We start from the raw sequence: 19090 nt of genomic DNA, 5'->3' as shown, positions 1-19090 counted from the left end.
CTGCTGTGTCTTCAAGGGCTGCAATCTCGGTAGTGCCGCTGTTGGTCGCAGCTTCAATCGCTGTGGCCTGGGCAACATCGGCTGTGCCAGTAGCAGACACGTCAACTGCATCGTTAATGCCTGCTTGTGCTTCAGCAGTACCGCCTAGAGCATCAGCCACCTCGGTTGCAGTACCTTCAACGTTGTAGACAACAGCCTTGGTGAAGCCTGCCAACGTCTCGGACTGAGCTACTGTAGCGTTTCCTGTTGAGGTAACGGTGCCAGTTACTAAATCGAGCACCGCATCAGAAGAGCCAGCAACCGCTGCTGCTGTGTCTTCAAGGGCTGCAATCTCGGTAGTGCCGCTGTTGGTCGCAGCTTCAATCGCTGTGGCCTGGGCAACATCGGCTGTGCCAGTGGCGGCGATATCTGTGGCACCATTGAGGACATCACTAGTTGCGCCGTTGAGGCTGCCAGCCGTGTCTTCCAAGTGATAGCTACCTGTAGCTGTACCAGCTTCGACAACTGTTAGTGTTGGCACTGTGGTGCCACCACCACCGGTGGACTCTTCTTCACCGCTAGCACGGGCTTCAACCGCCTGCTGGGCAGCCGTTACCGTGGCCGGGTCATTTGTCACACCTTCTAGCAGCGTTGACGCATCGTCTTCCAACGCGAGGCCAGCGTCCGTCACTTGCTGGGCAACGGTGGCGCGATTGTTCAGCGCGACGGTGTCATCCTCGGAAGCGCCGTCAGTAAACGCCATGACTAGCTGGTCCAGATTAACGCCTGCACCTTCGCCGTTGATCCAGTAGTCCGCTTCGGCATCCTGCTCGCGGCCGAACATCTTGAGGTACAGCTGGGCGACGAAGTCCGCACGGCTCATTTGGCCGGGGCCGTCGGCAAACTCCGGCTGCTCATTAACGATATTGGCGCGCAGCTGCTCAAGCGTCAGTGTGCCATCCTCGATTTGCTCGTTCCAATACGCCAGTCCTTCAGCATCCGCAGGGCGACCAAGAAGACCCAGGTAGATTTTCTGAATGTCGGAAGCGGCCATGTAATGTTCCTTTTTAGGTTGATCTGAACAGCTGAGCACACAAAGACAACCTAACAAAAAAGGCTGAGAGAAGCACTCGCCTCGACATGTACCAAATCGAGAAAAAATAACTGTTTGGGCGGAGTTGGGCGTTACTCACTGATTTTGAAACTATAACAACTCACGTCAGAAATATTACAAACTAAGACGCTAATGTATTACGTAAAATCATCCGATAGCGCCCCATCTTCAACTATCAAAATCAAACGTCAAATCGTCGTCATCGCCCATACCATCCAGCACGCTGTCCAGGTTCTCGGGGACTTCGTGGGTGTCACTCACCTTCGCCAGTAGCTCAGCCCGCTTGGTCAGTTCGCTGACTTGGTGGGTCGAGAGCATCTGGGCATAGGCCAGGGAGAGCGGGCCGCCGCGCAGGCCGTGCAGGGTCTCGGCATCAAGGGCGTTGAGCGCTTGTTCGCTGATGCGGTGCAGGCCGTTCACTTTCAAAGGCTGTTGGTCGTCACCCCGGCCGATCTGCAAGGGCCATTCTTCAATCACCCCGGCGTCTGCCAGCTTCTGTACGCAGGCGTTGGTCACTTGGCGGCTCTGCTCGCACTGCTTGAGAAATTCCAGCGTATCCGACACGGTTTTGGCGAGGTTGCCGTCGTTATCAAACAGCGGCTTGGCCGCATCGTCATCGGTCAGATGGTCTTGCGCCACGCACAACACCGTTTGGTCTTCTTGCTGGGCCAAGCGAAAGGGATACCCGCGCAGCGCGGCAGGGACATAGTTGCCCAACCATTTGCCTTCCGGGTGAAGGTACAGATTGCCTTGGCCCAATCCGGTGATGGCCACGGGCTGGTAACGCTCGCCCTCTTTGACGAAGCCCAGGGCGTAGTGCGGTAACAGCTTGCCTAGCTCGGCGAGTAGCACCGGCACCACTTGCTGGTCGCTGGCGAAGTGGTAGCCATCACGAGGCCAGTAAAGGGTATCGGCGTGGCCGGTTTTTGAGAGCGCAATCCATTGGGTCACTGACATACCTCATTGAGTCATAGAACTGCCATGCGTCACCGTAAACAGGTGAGGCATGGCTTAAACGAGGCATAGTGTATCGGTTCGCCATGGCGACTGGCTAGCGGCCCTGCTTGTGGGGTTAACCCTTGATCAGCGGCACCGCTTCTACCGCCTCAAACAAACGCTCGCGGCTGAGATGAGCATAGCGTGACGTCGTGCGAATATCCGCATGGCCGAGCAGTTCCTGCACCTCGTAGAGACTGCGCCCGGCATTGACCAGAAAGCTGGCGAAGCTGTGGCGCAAATCGTGGAGACGCAATTCAGGTAGCCCTGCTCGCTGTCGGGCGGTATCCCAGCTGTGGAATATGGATACAAAGGGGCGCCCCGTGCAGGGATTGGCAAACACGAGCCCGTCCAACGGCGGGTGCTCTGCCCGTAACGCTGCCAATAACTGCAACGCGCCCATCGAAAGCGGCACATGGCGCACCTTGCCCGATTTGGTTTTAGGAATGCGCCACAGCTTGCGCGATACATCGATATCACTCCAGCGGGCATCTAATACTTCACGCTTACGCGCCCCGGTGTAAATCAAAAAGGCCACAATAGAGGCCAGCAGCGGATTTTGGCTTTTGCGCACCGCCACCAGCAAATGTTGGGTTTGGTCGGGGGTTAAAAACCGTTCAATGCGGTTATCCTCCTTCAAGCCTTTTAGTTCCTTGGCGGGGTTTTGCTCTACGCCTTCAATATTCCAGCGCAGCGCCAACGTGTAGCCATAACGCAGTAGCACCAAGGCGCGGTTACAGGTACCTGCCGCATAGCCTCGCCCACGCATCGTCTCTACCAGCCTAGCAACATCGGGCGGTATCACGCTGCCCATCGCTCGTTCGCCAAAGGCAGGAATTAAATGCTGACGAAGCATCGTTTCATCCGTGCTCCAGCTGCGCTTGTAACTCTTCACATAAGGCAAATACTGCTCAAGGAAAAAGGCCGCCAGGGTGGGGCCTTGCTCCGGCAGCACTTCACTCCTCGGGTCGTCACCTATTAACACCCTGCGTAAAGTCGTACGTGCCGCCGCTCGCGCTTCTTCTACCGTAAGCAAGCGAGCATCCCCCAGGGTGAACACCCGCTGTTTGCCATGTAAGCGATAACGCACCCGGTACGCTAAACGGCCATTGGCCATTACATCCACGTACAGGCCACGCATCAAGGTATCGAACACCTCACTATGGCTGCGCCCTTCTGGGCAGTGCAGTGTTAACACACCAGCATCGGTCAATTTTTGTACAGGCACCGTTTCGTCTCCGTGGTCAGGAAACGAAAACTGTGGCGGTTAAATCAAGCGAACAAAACAGAGAAAAAGTATCGAATAGGAAGTGGTAGCGTCGTTGTAGAGTCGAAACAGACAACGCAAAGTACATCAACTTTTTACTAATCAGCCGTTTAGCAGAGGGATAAAACGACGCTCACTGATAGTGTCGGCGAGAATGTTGTTGGTTCAGCAGCTGATGACACTTTCCGCGCTGTGTTGGCCCAAACGTTCCAAACTAGTGATTCCATCGACGGCCGTGGTGGTAACGATACATTTAACCTGACTGTTACTGCTGATGCTGATCTACCGGCCGGTGTTGATGTTTCCAGCGTTGAAGTAGTTAATTTGGTTTCAGACGGTACTGGTCAAGTTACTAACTTAGACGCCACTTCTTTCGCCGGTGCTGAGCAAGTTTGGCAAGTTAACGATGCAAACGATATTGCTGGCGTTGCTGAAGGCCAAGCAGCTGGTTTCCGTGACACCGCAGCTACTGCGACTGTAACTTTCACCGGCGAGAGCGGTGTTGTTGCACTTGATAACGTAGATGACGGTTCTGCACTGGATGTTGCCGGTACTAGCCTGACCAGCGTTTCCATTTCTGGCTCCGTTGATGACGATGGTGCTACCCCTGCAGGCCCGGGTTCATTGACTGTCACCGATAGCTCGACTTCCGGTACAGGCGGTGCCGTAGGCGTAACCGAAGTCACCGGTGAGTTCAGCTCTGACGTTCTGTTGGACATCTCTGACTTCACAGCTGCAACAAGCGTTGACCTGTCAGCCTCTACCGGCGCTATCGGTAACGCTGGAACCTCTACCAATGTTTCCCTACTGACTGACCTCGAAACTTTCGTAAGCGGCTCAGGCAACGACAACATCACTGCTGCCATCAGCGATGAAGCTGATACTAGCTTTGACTTGGGCGAAGGTAACGATACCTTTACGCTTAATGGTACTGGCGATACTAATAATACCGCTACCAGCGTCACTCTAGGTGAAGGCAACGACACTTTTGTTGTTGATACTGCTCTGACTAACGTTGCAGATGTTACTGACTTTGCAGCTGGCATGATTACTGTAGAAGACTTCAATGCCTCTGAAGACGTTATTGATGTTTCAGCTCTTGGTGGTCGCGATGTTCTGACCAACACCGAGCAGGCGAACATTACTGCCGCTGCAGATCTTGAAGCCGCGCTTGACCTGGCATCAACTGCAACTACTCAAGGTGAATACTCCGTATTTGACTTTGGTGGTGATGCCTACATCTTTAACGAAGTCGCTGTAGGTGACACAGGGTTTGAAAACGGCGATGGCCTTATCAAACTTACCGGCATGAGCGTTGCAGACATTGATGCTGGTGTTAACTTCCTCGCCTAAGACCCCAGGTCTTACGCTCCACTGAGCTTGCTCAGTGACACAGAACCCCCGGCCTCGGCTGGGGGTTTTTTATACCTAATTTTCAAGGAGGTACCATGACCCAATGGGTTGCACTCTCGAAAACCGATCACGCGAACCATCGTTATTGGACTTTGATGCCTACCACTTCGCCATCACCGGCCTGAAAAAAGGTAATTTATAAGGCGCGCGCTCAATTATTCTTTTGCGCGACAGAATGCCCCCTATGCAACGACAAAGATGCTCTCTATACAGCCCAAACGTAAAAAACCCGCCTCTTTCGAGACGGGTTTCTGGTCACTGAGCAATGTCAGTGGCGCATAAGACCTGGGATCTTAGGCAACGAAGTTCTGAGCGTTGAAGTCTTCAACCTGAACGCCAGTCAGCTCAACGAGGCCATCGCCTGAATCAAACGAGCCTGTACCTTCATCTTGAATAACGTAAGCGTTATCGCCATAGTTGAAGACAGCCAAGCCGTTAGCACCAGCTTCAGTGATAGCTTGACCAGCAGCATCAAACAGGTTGTCTTGACCAGCGATGTTATCCAACTGAGTGTTAGTCAAGGTAGTAGATGCACCACCCAGATCCAGCACGTCTTCGGATACATTGAAGTCGGCTACGGTGATGATACCTGCTTCAAAGTCAGCTTCGTCAGCATCAAAGATGTTGCTAATGGTGTTGATATCAAGCGTGTCTTTGCCAGCACCAAAAGTGATGGTAGAGGCGTTGTTAGCACCAGCACCGCTACCAGCCAGAACAACAGTATCGTTACCAGCTCCAGAATTTACAGTAACGTCATTGCCATCTTCCAGATCAACGGTCAGGCTGTCGTTGCCTGCGCCGCCAGTCAGAGTTTCCAGAGCACCAGCATCAGTCACGTTCATGGTGATGTTGCCAGTAGAATCGCTCAGGTCAATGGTGGTAGCAGTAGTCAGACCGGAAACACCACCGGCAACACCAGTGCTGTTCACTTCAACATTGCCTGCGAGGCCAATGTTGATGGTCTCTTCTTGACCAGCATCGTTAATTTCTAGGATGGTACCGTCACGCATGCTGCCCGAGATATTCAAAGTCTCCAATCCGGCACCAGCAAAAGTGAAGTCAGAAGTAGAACCGATACCATCAACAGCAAGATTCGCTTCTTGAACAGTAGCGCCAGAAGTCAGCACCACGCCAGTAGCCAAGTCTGCTGTAGCAGATCCATCGCTGCGGAAGCCAGCGGTAACATCAGCAGTCAGACCAGTCACACCAGCAAAGTTACCAGCAGCGTTACCGCTAGTGTTATCAATCTGCCAGATTTGCTCAGCATCAGCAAAAGCGCTGGTGTTGATAGCAGCGGCAAACGCAGCACCAGCATTGGTGAGGTTCAAGTTAGCGATTTCGACATTGTCGAAAGCGACGCCAGTCGGAAGAGATGCAGCGTCGGCTGAAGTACCGTCACTATCGACGAAGGTTAGGTTAACCGTATCAGTGCCGCCCATACCGTTGATAGTGTCGCTAACGTTCAGGGTGCTAGTACCGCCAGTGTCAGTGTCGTTATCGACAAGAGCACGGAAAGTATCGTTGTTAGCAGTACCTACGATGTTCTCGCCGACACTATCAGTGAGCGTGAAGGTTTGGCCTTCATTCGCCGTCGGTGCTTCGATGTCGCCGTTGTCAACAGACGTTTTAGCTTGCGTTACAGAAGCACGCGTACCGTCCACGTCTGCAATAACTGCTGCAGCCAGCTCAGCGTCGAAAGAACCTTCAGCGCCCAGCTCGGTGGTGTAGTAGTTAGCGACTTCAGTACGGTTGTCCAGTACCAGCGTGTCAGCAGCAGAAGCACCATTTACCAGGGCCAGTACCAGCTGATCGATGTTAACACCAGCGCCTTCGCCGTTAACCCAGTACTGCAGGCCTTCGTCGTCCGGGGCACGGTTGAACAGGTTAGCGTACAGCTGAGAAACGACTTGCGCGCGGGTCTGGCCGCCGAAGGTCGCTTCGTATTCCGGCTGCTCTTCAACGATGTTGGCGCGCAGCTGTTCAAGCGTCAGCGTGCCCGCTTCGATTTCGTCGGTCCAGTACTGCAGGCCTTCTTGGTCTGCGGCACGGCCCAGCAGGCCGATATAAATTTGCTGAATAGCGTTAGTTGTTTCCATGAGTTCAAACTCCGTTAGTTTGTCGAATCGACATTTACAGACCACCGGTGCCATGGAAGGCACCTAGACCCGTCGGCCTCGGCCTGCATTGCCATACCCCGTTGTGGGGTATGAACACCCCGTTGAGGCGATGATGTTATAGAACTGCTGATTGATGATGTCAAACGCTTCACCCATTAGCAAGATCTGTTGGCACTTGGCGAGACATTTCAGCCATTAAGCGCTTGTGCCGCGAGTAGACTAGCATAGCCTCTGCCAATCGACATACAGTTAAAAGCAAAAAAAACACGCTTGCAAGAACAGTGTTTGATTACTCGGATTCGTCCATCGACGGCCCTTTAATCTCATGTACCTGCGCCAGGCGCTCCTTTCACCTTGGGCCGTATGTAAGTTAGCGTCATCCAGGATGAGGCTAATTTGCGAATGTTACTCTCTCATTACCTCGTCACTTAGGCAAGCGCTAAAAAACCCCCCTCTTACATGAAGGCTAGGGCGACAAACCCGCCCCATCCAGCGGGCCTGATGCCCGTTTGATCAGGCGACAGGCGGCCTTGCAAGCGCCGTCAACAAGCCGTTTAAACGCTGCGACAACCGCGCCCAATCGTGGGCGCTAACCCAGTGGGCGGCCTGGTGCACCAGGGCCTGCCGGGCGCCTGGATCGTTGAGCAGTGCGTCGATACCTTCTGCCATGTTGGCGGGCTGGGTACCGGGCAGCCAGGTGACGGCTTCGGCCACGTCATCAAAAATACTCAGCGGGGTGCAGGCCACCGGCTTGCCGCTGGCGAGCCCCCAGCGCACCGCCGCCGAGGATGACTCCTGGGTATGCTGGTAGGGGAACACCAGCAGGTCGGCAGCCTGCAGCCAGCCAAGCGTTTGCTCGTCGGGGAGGAAGTCATTGATCATTGTCACGCGCTGCTCTAGGCCTAGCCGGGCTATGGTGTCTTTGCAGCGCTGGGCCTCCTCTTCTGAGGGGGGCGCCGGGTAGAGGGCGTTAAGCAACAATAGATGGCGCTGCGGCGCCTGGTCGGCGAGGATTGCGAAGGCTTCTATCAGCTCGTGAACACCCTTGTGGGGCAGCAAAAAACCGTAGCAGGCGATCACCGTCTTGTCGGCGAGGGCCTGAAAGCGTGGATCCTGGGGCGCTGTGGCCTCGGGGCTGGCCATTACGCCATGAGGAAACAGCGTGGCGTTATCGTGCAGGTGCATGTGCTTGAGGCGGTTAAGGTCGCCAACGCTGTGCACCATGATGCGGGCACAGCGGCGCAGCGCCGGGGCCATGTGCTGCAGGCTTTTTTGCAGGGTACCCCAGGTAACATCGGCGGTGGAGTGGAAAAACACCAGGCATTGAATGCCTTCGTCGTGAAGCGTTTCCAGCAGCGCTGATAAAGGGGCGGTGCCAAAAAAACTGAAGTTGAACTGAAAGACGACGATCTCCAGCTTGCGCTGGCGAATTTCATGCAGCAAGTCATCCAGCGGGTCTTCGTCGTAGCCGCCCTTTCCGTCACCGGCGATTTGCCGCCAGCAGCGCACCACATTGGCGTCGTCTTCAGCAATACGGGCGGGAGTGTGGTCGGCCAGCACGGTGACCTGTCCAGCGAGCGCAGGGCTTACCAGGAGGCGCGAATAGGTGGCAATGCCGCATTTGCTGTTCCAGCTGCTGACCCAGCCGATACGCGGGCGCGGAGTCAGCAGCGGTTGGTGTTCCAGCGTCTCAACGGCCTGGCGTTGGCGCCGGGCCACCGCCGCCCAGGTGTGCTCCTGGCTGATCAGCCGGTAGGCCGCCTCGCAGCGGGGGGTTACCCATTGCGCCAGCCCGCCTTGCTGGTGGTGGTGATAAAACTCGCCCATCAGCCCGGCAAGATGGGCCGTGACCGGCTCGACCCATACCGAATTGAACTCCGCCATGTGGGTGGCCGCGCGGGCAAACTGGTAGTCGATCAGCCAGGCCGTCTCGGGGGTGCAAAAATCGCGCTGACCGCCGGCGCCGGTGGTGATCACCGGCAGGTGGCACCACATGGCTTCGGCCATGGGCAAGCCAAAGCCTTCACCGCGGCTGGGCGCGACCAGCACATCAGCCTGCTGATACAATGCGCGAATGGCCTCGGCGGAGAGATCCTGGTTGATCACCGTCACGGGGGCGCCTTCGGGGGTCTGCGCCCGCCAGTCGGCAATTGCCTGGTCGATATCGTGATGGGGGTTGGGGAAGGTTTTGATCACCAGCTGGACGTTATCCGCCTGGGTGAACGCCTGAGCCCAGGCCGCAAGCAGCACATCTACACCTTTACGCGGAAAGCAGGACGAGACGTGCAGAAACGTAAGCGGTGGTGTTGCTACCGTGGCGCCTGTCTGTGGTGCCGGGAACCATGGGGCAATGGCGTCGGGGTCGGGCGTGATAGACGTCAGGTGGTCGGTGCCCACGCCAGTGACCGGCAGCGGCAGTTTGACACCGCTGTCGGCCAACACTCGCGAGACGTAGCGCGACATGGTGGTGACCGCTGAAAGCCGGGCGTTGAATGCCTGGGCATGGGCGTGGGGAAACACCGATTCTTCCCAGCCATAGGTATGAATAAGGCGGTGCCTGCCAGGTAACTCGGTGGTACGCGGTGGGTAGCAGAGCCTGAGCCCGGCGTCGTACCAGGCGGGGGCAGCCGCTTGCCGGTGCGCCTCGGCGAGGCCGGGACGGTGGTCAAGAATGGCGTTGTCCGGCGCGAAATCGCCGCCGCCTTCGGTACTGTGCAGGGTAACGTCCACCTGCTGCGCCAGCAGGGCCTGGGTGATCTCGCGATTGACGAGTGCCAGGCTATAGCTGGAATCGAACGGCCCTTCAATACGCAGTTGACGCCGGGGCGGTAAGCCGCTGGCAAGGCTGGGGGTTGGATTGGGTGCTTGCAACCCCAACTGCGCCAGGTAGTTGGCGAGGGCGTCAACCAGTACCGGCGGTGAGAAATGCGCAAGCCGCTCACGCTGGGCAGCAATGAGCCGGGCGCGCAGGTTGGCGTTCTCCAGCACCATCAAGGCGGCAGCGGCGGCGGCGCTGGGGTCCTTGTCGACGAGTAGCAGCCCGGCATCGCCAACGGTGTCGGCGATGCTGCTGTCCGGGGCGGCGTAGGCGACAACGGGAACATCATGGGCCATGGCTTCGATCAACGGCATGCCAAAGCCTTCGTGCTCACTGAGGCTGAGGTAAAGATCGGCCTGTTGATAGTGGCGGTGAAGCGTCGGGTCGTCCACCTTGCCGGCAAAGTGTACGTGGTCGGCAAGGCCGAGCTGATGGGCCTGCTCGCGCAGCGCTTCAAGCGTGGCGGGGTCGCCGCCGCCCACCAGCGTTAACGCCACCGGCCAGGCGCTGCGCGTTTGCATTTCCGCTAGCGTGGTGATCAACCCTGCCTGGTTCTTATTACCGGCCAAACGGCCGACAAACAGCAATTGATACGCCTGTTGGGGGATCTCATCGGGCGCTTTACGGGTCAGCTCGCTGGCGGGCGGGCTGCCAATGGCGCTGAAACGGGCGAGGTCGACCAGTAGCGGTAATGTGGTGGTCGTCGCTTCGGGGAACCCGGCGGCCAATAGCTCCTGGCGGTTATGCTCGGAGTCGGCCAGCGCCCCGTCCAGCCAGGTATGCCACTGGCTGAGTTGCTCTCTACCGTGGCGCAATACCGGAATAGCGGGATGATCGGTGCTGAAAAAGCGCTCGGGGGTAATGTTGTGATAGACCAGCACCTTGTAGCACGGCAGTGATTTCAGCCAGTGTTCGAGCGGGTTACCGCTGCCGTGGTGAATCAACAGCAGGTCGGTTGGCTGGGGCTGGTAAGCTTGGTAGTCCGCTACATCGTCCTCGTTGTCCTCGGCATCAATGACGTAAATACGCGATGGCAGCCCCCAGGCGCGGGCAATGCGCTGGATAAACAACATGCCGTTGGTGATGCCGTCGCCCGCGGAATAGGTAACAGCAAACTGATGGAGGGCGGTGAGTGTCTGCATGCCGCGTTAGTTTCCTTTTGCGTCGTTGGGGCTGGCGGGTGGCGTAATGCGCAAGGTGTGCGCCAACCAGTGGCTTAACTGCTCGGCAATGACCTCGGGTTGGTAGCGGTCAAGCGCGCGCTGCTGCCCTTCGAGTACGGTTTGGCGCAATGCCGGGTCTTCCAGCAGCAACTCGGTGGCGGCTGCCATGGCGGCGGGCGCCTGGTCGTTGAGCACAAGCCCGCCCTCCCCCAATGTATGGGCGATGTTGCTGGTGTTCATGGCGACGACGGGGCATTGGGCCACCATGGCTTCGAGCAACGGCATGCCAAAGCCTTCATGGGCGCTGGCACACACGAATGCGTCGGCTTGCTGATAAAGGGCGCTGAGCAGGGTATCGTCCACTTTGCCGGGCATGATGACGCTGTCATCCAGATGCAGCTGGTGGGTTCGCTGGCGAATGAAGTGGCCATAGGGGCTGTTAGTGCCGCCACCGGCCAGTATCAGCATCGGTAACGGGGCGTTGCGGGTGTCTTGTCTCAGGCGGTGCAGGTACCAGAGCATTTCGAGCAGTAAGTGCTGGCGCTTGTTCTCGACGATGCGCCCGATGAACACAAGCGCGGGCCGGTCTTTCAAGGCGGGGTGCAGCGCATGGGCAAGGCGCGGCAAGGTGGTCTCGCCCACCGGGGGTGCCAGCTTGTCCATGTCGACCAATAGCGGTATGACGCTGATCCGGTCGGGATCGTAGTCAAGTGCCACAAGATCCTGAGCGTTGAAGTCCGACACGGCAATCACGCCGATAAAGGCGTCCCGCCAGTGACGAAGCTGCTCACGGCCCAGCTCGGCGTAACGGCGGTAGTCGCTGCCGGGGCTGAAAAATTCGCCGGGCGTGATGTTGTGGTAGACCAGTACGCGGGGGATAGCCAGGTTGACCAGCCAGTTGCCCAGCTCATGGCCCATCGAATGATGCTGCAGCAGGACGGTGGTGTCGGCGTTGCTGTCTTCCAGTGTGTGGTACGGCTTGATCTCGCCTTGCAGGGTGCCGGGTATGTTGGCGGCGAAAATCTCAGACGCAAACCCCATCCGACGCAATAGCTTGCGGATGAACAGCATGCTGTTGGTGACGCCATCACCGACGTCCACACCGTGATGAAATTGATGAATGGCCGTTGTGACGTGGGTCATCCGTGTGTCTCCTCGGTGTCCATGGGGGGCGTCGTGGCGGCTTTTACGGCCAGCATGGCGTAATCTTGCGGGCCGTAGAGGTAGTGGTTGAGCCGGCGCGAGGTTTCGCCTTCATCGGGAAGACGTAGCGAAGGATCAACGGGGTGCAGCGGCATGATGTCGGCGTGCTCGAACCCGCTGTATTCGGCGAGGAACTGCAGAAAATCCGGCGGTATGGGGCGCACATGGGTGGGGTCAAGATAAAAGTTGCAGCTGCCTACCAGGAGGTTTTGCGGGTTGGGCGTTTCAAGCAACAAGCGGCCTTCCGGAGCCAGAGCACGCAGCGCTTCGCGAAGCAGGGTGCGTAGCTGCTGGTGGCTCAAGTGCTCGATCAGGTGAAACGAGGTGATCATGCCCAGGCTGTCATCGTCACATTCGGCAAGCGCCGTTAGGGCGTCCTGATAGCGGACGTCCAGCCCGCGCCCTCGGGTAATCTTGACATTGGTTTCGTTGAGATCCACTCCCCAGGCGCGGTAGCCCTCTGCCTCTACCAGGGCCAACCACTCTCCCCTGCCGCACCCCAGGTCGAGCAGCGCCTTGCCGTGGTGGAGCGGTGGCGTGTTGGCCAGGTGCGGAAGGTGCTCTTTCATCAGCTCGCCGATGCTCGACAAAGAGCCCCGAAAACGCGCCTCAAGGGCGAGATAAAAATCTCGCTCGGGGGTCGCCTCGGTATCTTCCATGACCAGTGACTGCTGAGAGGCTGCGACCTGATGAGATGCCGATGACGATGTGGCGGCACTTGCAGTCGGTGCGCCTTGCTGCGAGAGCCGTTGGGTCAGAATGGCGTTTTCGGCCGCTAATCTGCCCTGAGCCGCCTGCAGCTCCGCCAGCGTCTGGGCTTGCTGACGATGCAGTTCGAGCAATGCGTCGTAACGGGCGTTCTGCAGGTGAATAAAATGCTGCATACGTCGCCGAAAGTCATCCAGCTTCAACAGGCTCCATGCTTGCCTGATGACGCGGCCCAGCTTGGGCAGGTATTTGATGCGGGCCCGGGCCAGCCCTTTTTCCAGCCCGGGCAATGCGGTCGAGAGAGCCGCTTGAGACGCATCGCGCTGTTTCGCCAGGGAGAGCAGCCATTTCTCGCGTTCCTCGCCGGACAGCAGCGTGGCCAGATGCTCGTGGTACTGGCTGTATTCGGGCAGCTGCCCTAGCAGGTAGTAACAGCTTTCTTCCACAAAGGCCGGCGTGGGCAGGGCCAACAGGCTGGCGTAGTCGGTGGCTCGGCCTAGCTGACGCTGGCGGGTACTGCCCAGATTGACCACCTGGCCTTCAAGGCTTTGCTGCCAGAGGGTCTCTCCGCGCCACGGCGGCGCTTCGTCCAGACCATCCAGACGTTGACGCACCTTGGCCGATAGCCGCTGGGTATCCAGTTGCGGGTTGTTATTCAGTAACATGGCTGCCTTCCTGGGCGTGCGTGCCTTGGGGGTCAAGGGGTTCAAAACGACAGGTGAGCGGCAGCCGACAAATACCGCCAAAGCTGTGCCCTCTTATCCCGGCAATATCAAAGCGCAGAATGTTATCGCACCATTGATAGCATCGCCGCGTGTGGTCACTGCTTTCATGAAGCGCCAACGTCAACGTGTACTTGCCTGGCGCCAGCCACATATCCAGCGTCATGCGACAGCGCTTCTGCTCGCCGGCTTTCATGGCCAGTGGTTGGTTCATATACCAGGTGTTGGTGCCAAAAATATCCTGACCAAAGCGGTCTCGCACCATTAGCCCCAGGGTGATGTCGGGCAGATCCTCGTGGGCGTGTATGTCAATGAGAATTTCGGCTTGCTCACCGCTGGTGAGCGCGCTGCTCTGACTATCGGCGCCGATCAACTCGCAGTGGGCAATGGTGGCTTCCTCGGTGCCGTAGTGGGCGGTGTGAATGGCTTGCCCGTCCAGGTCGGTATCTTCAGCCAGCAGGCGGTTGTAGGTATTGACCGCCGCTTCCGCCGGCCCCTGGAAGACCACGTTACCTTTTTCCAGCACGATGACGCTGTCGCAGAGCATTTTGACCGCGTTGAGGTCGTGGGACACAAAGATAATCGAGCCACCGGCCGCCCGAAATTCACGAATGCGGCGCATGCATTTTTGCTGGAAATGGGCATCCCCCACCGAAAGCGCCTCATCAATAACGAAACAGGATGGGTCGGCGTGTATGCCTATCGCAAAGGCAAGGCGCATGACCATGCCGGACGAATAGGTGCGCAAGGGCTCATCGATAAAGCTGCCCAGTTCACTGAAATCGATGATGGACTGGCGCCGCGCTTCGACTTCTTTAACGGTCATGCCCAACAGCAAGCCGTTGGCGAGGATGTTCTGCGCACCGGTTAAATTACTGTCAAAGCCGGTACCCAGCTCCAGTAATCCGGTAATGCGGCCCTCTACCTTGAAGTCGCCACTGTCTGGCAGTAACACGCCGGTTAGCAGCTTGAGCAAGGTCGACTTGCCAGCCCCATTGCGGCCCAGAATCCCCAGGGTTTCGCCATCGGCGACGTTGAAGCTGATGCCATCCAGGGCTATGTGCGAGTGGTGGCGCGGCTTTCGGGTGATAATCTCTCTTAGCCGGTCGGACGGACGGGCATAGAACCGAAAGTGCTTGGTGATGTTATCTACCTGGATCATGCCCACCTCTTAAATGAAATCGCGAATATCACGTTCGAGCCGACGACCTAACTGCATACCCGCCAGCAGCATGATCAAGGCAATGAGCATGATGCTTATCAGCGGCAGCAGACTGGGCACGGTTTGCAGCATTAGCGCATCACGAAGTGCGTTCACGACGTGATAGAAAGGATTGAGGATGAACAGAGGCTTCCAGTTTTCAGGGAGAATCGTGATCACGTACACAATGGGGGTAAGCCAAAACCATAGCTGCGTCAGCACTCCGACAAACTGCTTGATATCGCGTATGAAGACGCTCAAGGTGGCAAAAATGAGACCAATCGAGTAGGCGAGCGTCTGCTGAACCACCAGTATCAGGGGCCACCACAGCCAGTGCCAACTGAACTCGAAGCCGATACTAAAAAGGAAGATGAGGAAAAAGCCGTTGGCGATGACGTAAATAACCAGCTCTGACAAGAGGATGTAGAGCGGTAAAAAAAACAGCGATATGTTGACCTTGCCGATAATGGCGGCCTTGTCATGGTAGACGTGGGTAACACGACTGAGGGTGTTGGCGAACAGGTTCCATGCCAGCACGCCGATCACCAGATACACGCTGTAGCTGTATTGGCCAAGCTCTACGCCCAGCTCGCCTAGCCGCATTCCCATGATACGAGAAAACACCAGCGTGAAGATGAGGATGTTGACGAGCGGCATGATGAAGGTCCATGCCGCGCCGAGTATCGAGCCCGCATAGCGGTCGACAAGATCCTGTCGCGTTAGGTGGTACAGTAATGCCAAGTTCATTGTTTAACTCGCTTAGGGCGTTTGGCGTTGCCGTTGACGGCAGTCGTCCAGCAAACGGGAAAGCATGGTTTCGCATGAGATGCTGGGTTGCCAGCGGGTCGCCGCGTGAATTGCCTCGGTACTCGCTTGCACAACGGGGATGTCTGAGGGGCGCTGACGTGCCGGATCCAGGCGATGCTCGATTGCGACGCTGGATAAACTCAGTAGCTTCTGGAGCAGCTCGCCAATCGCCATCGATCGGCCAGACGCAATGTTGTAGGCCTGGCCGCGTTGTCCCTCTTCCGGCAGCGAAAGGAGTTCAATATAGGCTTGGCAGACATCCTGAACATCGATGAAATCACGCTCGGCCGTTAGGTCACCGGTTTCGAGCACCGGCGACTGCTTGCCTTGTTCTATGCGGGCGATCTGGGTGGCAAAGCTGGCAAGCACGAAGGCGTCTCTTTGGCCTGGCCCGGTATGATTAAAGGGCCTGGCCCGCACCGCGCGCAGTGATTGACTGGCGGCCGTTTGCCCAACGGCCAGGTCGGCACTTGCTTTGCTGGCTGCGTAGGGGTTGAGGGGCTCGAAAGCCGTGTCTTCGCTGACCTTGTGACCATGCCGGAAGGCGGCGCCGTACATGTCGGATGATCCCACATTGAGCAGTAACGCATCGGGGCACTCACGCTGAATGCTATCCAGAATATTCAGTGTGCCTTGAAGGTTCACGTCCCATGTATAGCGGGTGTGCTCGAAGCTTGTGGGCACGTGCGACTGTGCGGCCAGGTGAATGATGGCCTGCGGCTTGAGCCGGTTGATCAGCTCGTTGACCTGTGAAGCATCGCGGACGTCTAGCGAGTGCCACTGGGTAGTGCGTGGAGAGGCAACGCCGCCTCTCCCTGTGGTGCCTTGACGACTTACCGTGGCGTGTAATCGAGCATCTGGCCATGCTTCATGCAGGGCAGCCAGCAGGTGGTGCCCGACGAAGCCGCTGGCACCTGTCACAAGAATGCGTTGCATACTGGGCACCAACACCTGCATTAGCGGCTCCCGAGCCGTTGCATGTCGGCTTCGACCATTTCTTCTATCATGGCCTTGAGCGAAGTCTCGGCTTTCCAGCCTAGCCGCTGCTGGGCCTTGCCTGGGTTACCAAGCAGCACCTCGACTTCCGCGGGCCGATAAAACTTGGGGTCGATGACCACGTGGTCGTCCATGTTCAAGCCGGCATAGCTGAAGGCTATTTCGCACATGTCTCTGACCGTGGTGGTAATGCCTGTCGCGATGACGTAATCGTCCGGGGTTTCCTCCTGCAGCATCAGCCACATCGCGTTGACATAATCGCGCGCATGCCCCCAGTCGCGCTTGGCGTCAATGTTGCCAAGGCGCAGTTCGCTTTCTAGCCCCAGTTTTATCCGCGCAACCCCATCCGTGACCTTGCGGGTTACAAACTCAAGCCCGCGTAATGGCGATTCGTGGTTGAACAAAATACCGCTGGAGGCATGAATACCAAAGCTTTCGCGATAGTTAACCGTCATCCAATGGGCGTACAGCTTGGCAGCTGCATAGGGTGAGCGTGGGTAAAACGGTGTGGTTTCACTTTGCATGGGCTCCTGGATAAGGCCATACATTTCGGACGTGGAGGCTTGATAGAAACGCGCCTTTGGCTGCGCAATACGCACCGCCTCAAGTACATTGACCGCACCTACGCCAGTCACTTGACCGGTAAGCACCGGCTGGCTCCAGGACGTCTGCACGAAAGATTGAGCGGCAAGGTTGTAGACTTCATCCGGCTGGCAGCTCTCCATCATGCGTATCAAGCTACCCAGGTCGCCGAGGTCGCCATCAAATAACTCAACGTGCTTTTCGATACCTAGCCACTCAAGGCGCGAGAGATTGACGTCTGAAGAGCTTCTGCGTGGGGCTAGCCCGCACACCCGATAGCCCTTATCTAACAGCAACTGGGCTAGATAGGCACCATCCTGGCCGGTAATCCCAGTGATGAGCGCGGTTTTTGAGGCGTTATGACCCATGCTTAGCTTTCCTGTTTGCTTGGTTAATAATGGGGCGAAATTTTATCATAGCCCCTGTCCATATTTTTCAGATGTCTGCTATCAACTAGATAACCTTTTGATAGCCTTATGTTTTACGCGCCATGCGTTTAGCTATATGATATGCCTTTCTTGCATAACGATATAACCTTGGATGCTTAGGAAGCCATTCCACGACCCAGCGACTTAGCTTGACCCTGATCAATAACCGGCGAAGTAATGACGGCCGTTTTTGTTGGGTAACGCTCGGTAACGGCTTGGTGGGCTTTGGTACAATGTAGTGTTCACTGATCATTGTCTCCATGCGCTGCTCTAACTGAGGTATCTTCAGCGCTGGATTGTTATCAACCAAATACGGCCTTGTCGGCTTTTCCTCTGGCACCTTGCCTCCTAACAAACTGTTTTATATATAAATTATATTCATATACCGCATGGTGTAACCGTTCATGAAGTTACTGACTAACCTTAATTGCGCCAACCCACCACTGAGCGGCGTGGGGCATTATACACGACAGCTTCTAGGCCACTTAATGGAGCGCCATGCCCTGGAAGCATTCGCTGCCTTTCACGGCGGGAAGCTACTCGATCAGGAGACGACCCAGTCATGGCTTGACCATGATAACGATACCCAACTGACTGCAAGACAGCGCGTTGGTTCGCGTGTAAAACATGCCGCCCGACAGCTTCCATTGAGCTATTCTTTGCGCAACTGGTGGCAACAACGCCAGTTTGAAAGGCTGACTCGCCCCTTGCAGGATGCTACTTATTGGGAGCCAGGCCTTTCTCTTTACCCCTTTGCAGGTAAGCGCGCTGCCACCATATACGATCTATCGCACATTGTGATGCCCAGCGCCCATCCCCCTTCTCGTGTGGCATATTTGACCCGCCAGATTGATCAAACACTCCAAAGCGGATGCCAGCTTCTTACCATTTCCAATATGATGCAGCGCGAAATTGCAGCTTACGCGGGCATTGATGCCGACACCATCGGTGTGGTGCCGCCCGCTGCTCATCGTGCGTATGCCCCCTTGTCTGCAGGCGAAAAGGCACTGGCAAGACAACAATTATGTTTGCCACAGCAGTATATTTTGGCGCTGGGAACACTTGAACCGCGTAAAAACTTGCCCGCCCTATTAAGCGCTTTTTGCCAATTACCCAAACCCCTGCGCCAGCAATGGCCATTAGTTTGCGTTGGCGGGCAGGGCTGGGGTGACAACCGTACGGTCGCGAATACCATGATGAAGCTTCAGCAAGCCGGGGAGCTCTATGTATTGGGCTATGTACCTCAGCAGCATTTGCCCGCCATTGTGGCATGCGCTGAGTTGCTGGCTTATACGTCCCTCTATGAAGGTTTTGGCATGCCGGTGGTTGAGGCGATGGCCTGCGGGGTGCCTGTACTCACCAGTCAGGATACGTCGATGCACGACATCGTTGGTGACGCAGGGTTTCTTGTTAACCCATATGACATCGATGACATGCGCCATACCCTCAGTGAGGCACTCCAAGATGCAAACCGCCGAGAGCGCTATGCGGCCCTCGGAATTGACATCAGCAAGCGATATACCTGGGCGCATTCAGCCGACAGGCTTTATCATTTGCTGACCTGTCAGTAAGCCGG

Annotated in this window: 13 protein-coding genes; 2 read left to right on the top strand and 11 right to left on the bottom strand. The window is 56.8% G+C overall.

Annotated features, from left to right (window positions below):
* From QC815_RS13930 to QC815_RS13920, 3 genes are all read right to left on the bottom strand, one after another.
* The coding region (locus tag QC815_RS13930; protein ID WP_310540402.1) for a DUF4214 domain-containing protein at window positions 1-1033 on the bottom strand (1033 nt) is incomplete at its 3' end.
* A gap of 228 nt (window positions 1034-1261) precedes the next feature.
* Window positions 1262-2044, bottom strand: a complete 783-nt coding sequence (locus QC815_RS13925) for a SapC family protein (RefSeq protein WP_310540400.1) — start codon at window positions 2042-2044, stop codon at window positions 1262-1264.
* Between the two features lie 121 nt (window positions 2045-2165).
* Window positions 2166-3317, bottom strand: a complete 1152-nt coding sequence (locus QC815_RS13920; RefSeq protein ID WP_310540398.1) for a tyrosine-type recombinase/integrase — start codon at window positions 3315-3317, stop codon at window positions 2166-2168.
* A 231-nt stretch (window positions 3318-3548) separates the two neighbouring features.
* Between QC815_RS13920 and QC815_RS13915 the strand changes: the two genes are divergently transcribed.
* Window positions 3549-4709: a calcium-binding protein gene (locus QC815_RS13915; protein ID WP_310540396.1), complete on the top strand. Its 1161-nt coding sequence runs from the start codon at window positions 3549-3551 to the stop codon at window positions 4707-4709.
* Between the two features lie 353 nt (window positions 4710-5062).
* Here the strand turns inward: QC815_RS13915 and QC815_RS13910 are convergent, their stop codons facing one another.
* The 8 genes from QC815_RS13910 to gmd all read right to left on the bottom strand — a co-directional run bounded on the left by QC815_RS13910 (window position 5063) and on the right by gmd (window position 17454).
* The gene (locus QC815_RS13910; RefSeq protein WP_310540394.1) at window positions 5063-6865 is read right to left on the bottom strand and encodes a DUF4214 domain-containing protein; all 1803 of its coding nucleotides are present in this window, start codon (window positions 6863-6865) and stop codon (window positions 5063-5065) included.
* A 534-nt stretch (window positions 6866-7399) separates the two neighbouring features.
* Complete coding sequence (locus tag QC815_RS13905) at window positions 7400-10846, bottom strand: glycosyltransferase family 4 protein (protein WP_230447458.1); 3447 nt, start codon at window positions 10844-10846, stop codon at window positions 7400-7402.
* 6 nt (window positions 10847-10852) lie between these two features.
* Window positions 10853-12010: a glycosyltransferase family 4 protein gene (locus tag QC815_RS13900; RefSeq protein WP_230447457.1), complete on the bottom strand. Its 1158-nt coding sequence runs from the start codon at window positions 12008-12010 to the stop codon at window positions 10853-10855.
* A complete protein-coding gene (locus tag QC815_RS13895; RefSeq protein ID WP_310540391.1) occupies window positions 12007-13443 on the bottom strand; it encodes a class I SAM-dependent methyltransferase in 1437 nt (478 codons plus the stop codon). The genes QC815_RS13900 and QC815_RS13895 overlap by 4 nt, the downstream gene beginning before the upstream one ends.
* Window positions 13430-14662, bottom strand: coding sequence for an ABC transporter ATP-binding protein (locus QC815_RS13890; protein WP_230447455.1), 1233 nt, complete (start codon window positions 14660-14662; stop codon window positions 13430-13432). Before QC815_RS13890 ends, QC815_RS13895 begins: the two co-directional genes overlap by 14 nt.
* Window positions 14663-14671: 9 nt before the next feature.
* Window positions 14672-15448, bottom strand: a complete 777-nt coding sequence (locus tag QC815_RS13885; protein WP_230447454.1) for an ABC transporter permease — start codon at window positions 15446-15448, stop codon at window positions 14672-14674.
* Between the two features lie 12 nt (window positions 15449-15460).
* Window positions 15461-16444: a GDP-mannose 4,6-dehydratase gene (locus QC815_RS13880; RefSeq protein ID WP_230447453.1), complete on the bottom strand. Its 984-nt coding sequence runs from the start codon at window positions 16442-16444 to the stop codon at window positions 15461-15463.
* 20 nt (window positions 16445-16464) lie between these two features.
* The gene (gene gmd / locus QC815_RS13875) at window positions 16465-17454 is read right to left on the bottom strand and encodes a GDP-mannose 4,6-dehydratase (RefSeq protein WP_230447452.1); all 990 of its coding nucleotides are present in this window, start codon (window positions 17452-17454) and stop codon (window positions 16465-16467) included.
* A gap of 464 nt (window positions 17455-17918) precedes the next feature.
* Between gmd and QC815_RS13870 the strand changes: the two genes are divergently transcribed.
* Complete coding sequence (locus tag QC815_RS13870; protein WP_230447451.1) at window positions 17919-19085, top strand: glycosyltransferase family 4 protein; 1167 nt, start codon at window positions 17919-17921, stop codon at window positions 19083-19085.
* The last annotated feature ends 5 nt before the right edge of the window (window positions 19086-19090 follow it).

The sequence above is a fragment of the Vreelandella gomseomensis genome, from assembly GCF_031451645.1.
In the GTDB taxonomy this organism is placed as follows: domain Bacteria; phylum Pseudomonadota; class Gammaproteobacteria; order Pseudomonadales; family Halomonadaceae; genus Vreelandella; species Vreelandella gomseomensis.
Note: the sequence above shows the minus strand (reverse complement) of the source record. Positions and strands in the feature narration are given on the sequence as shown.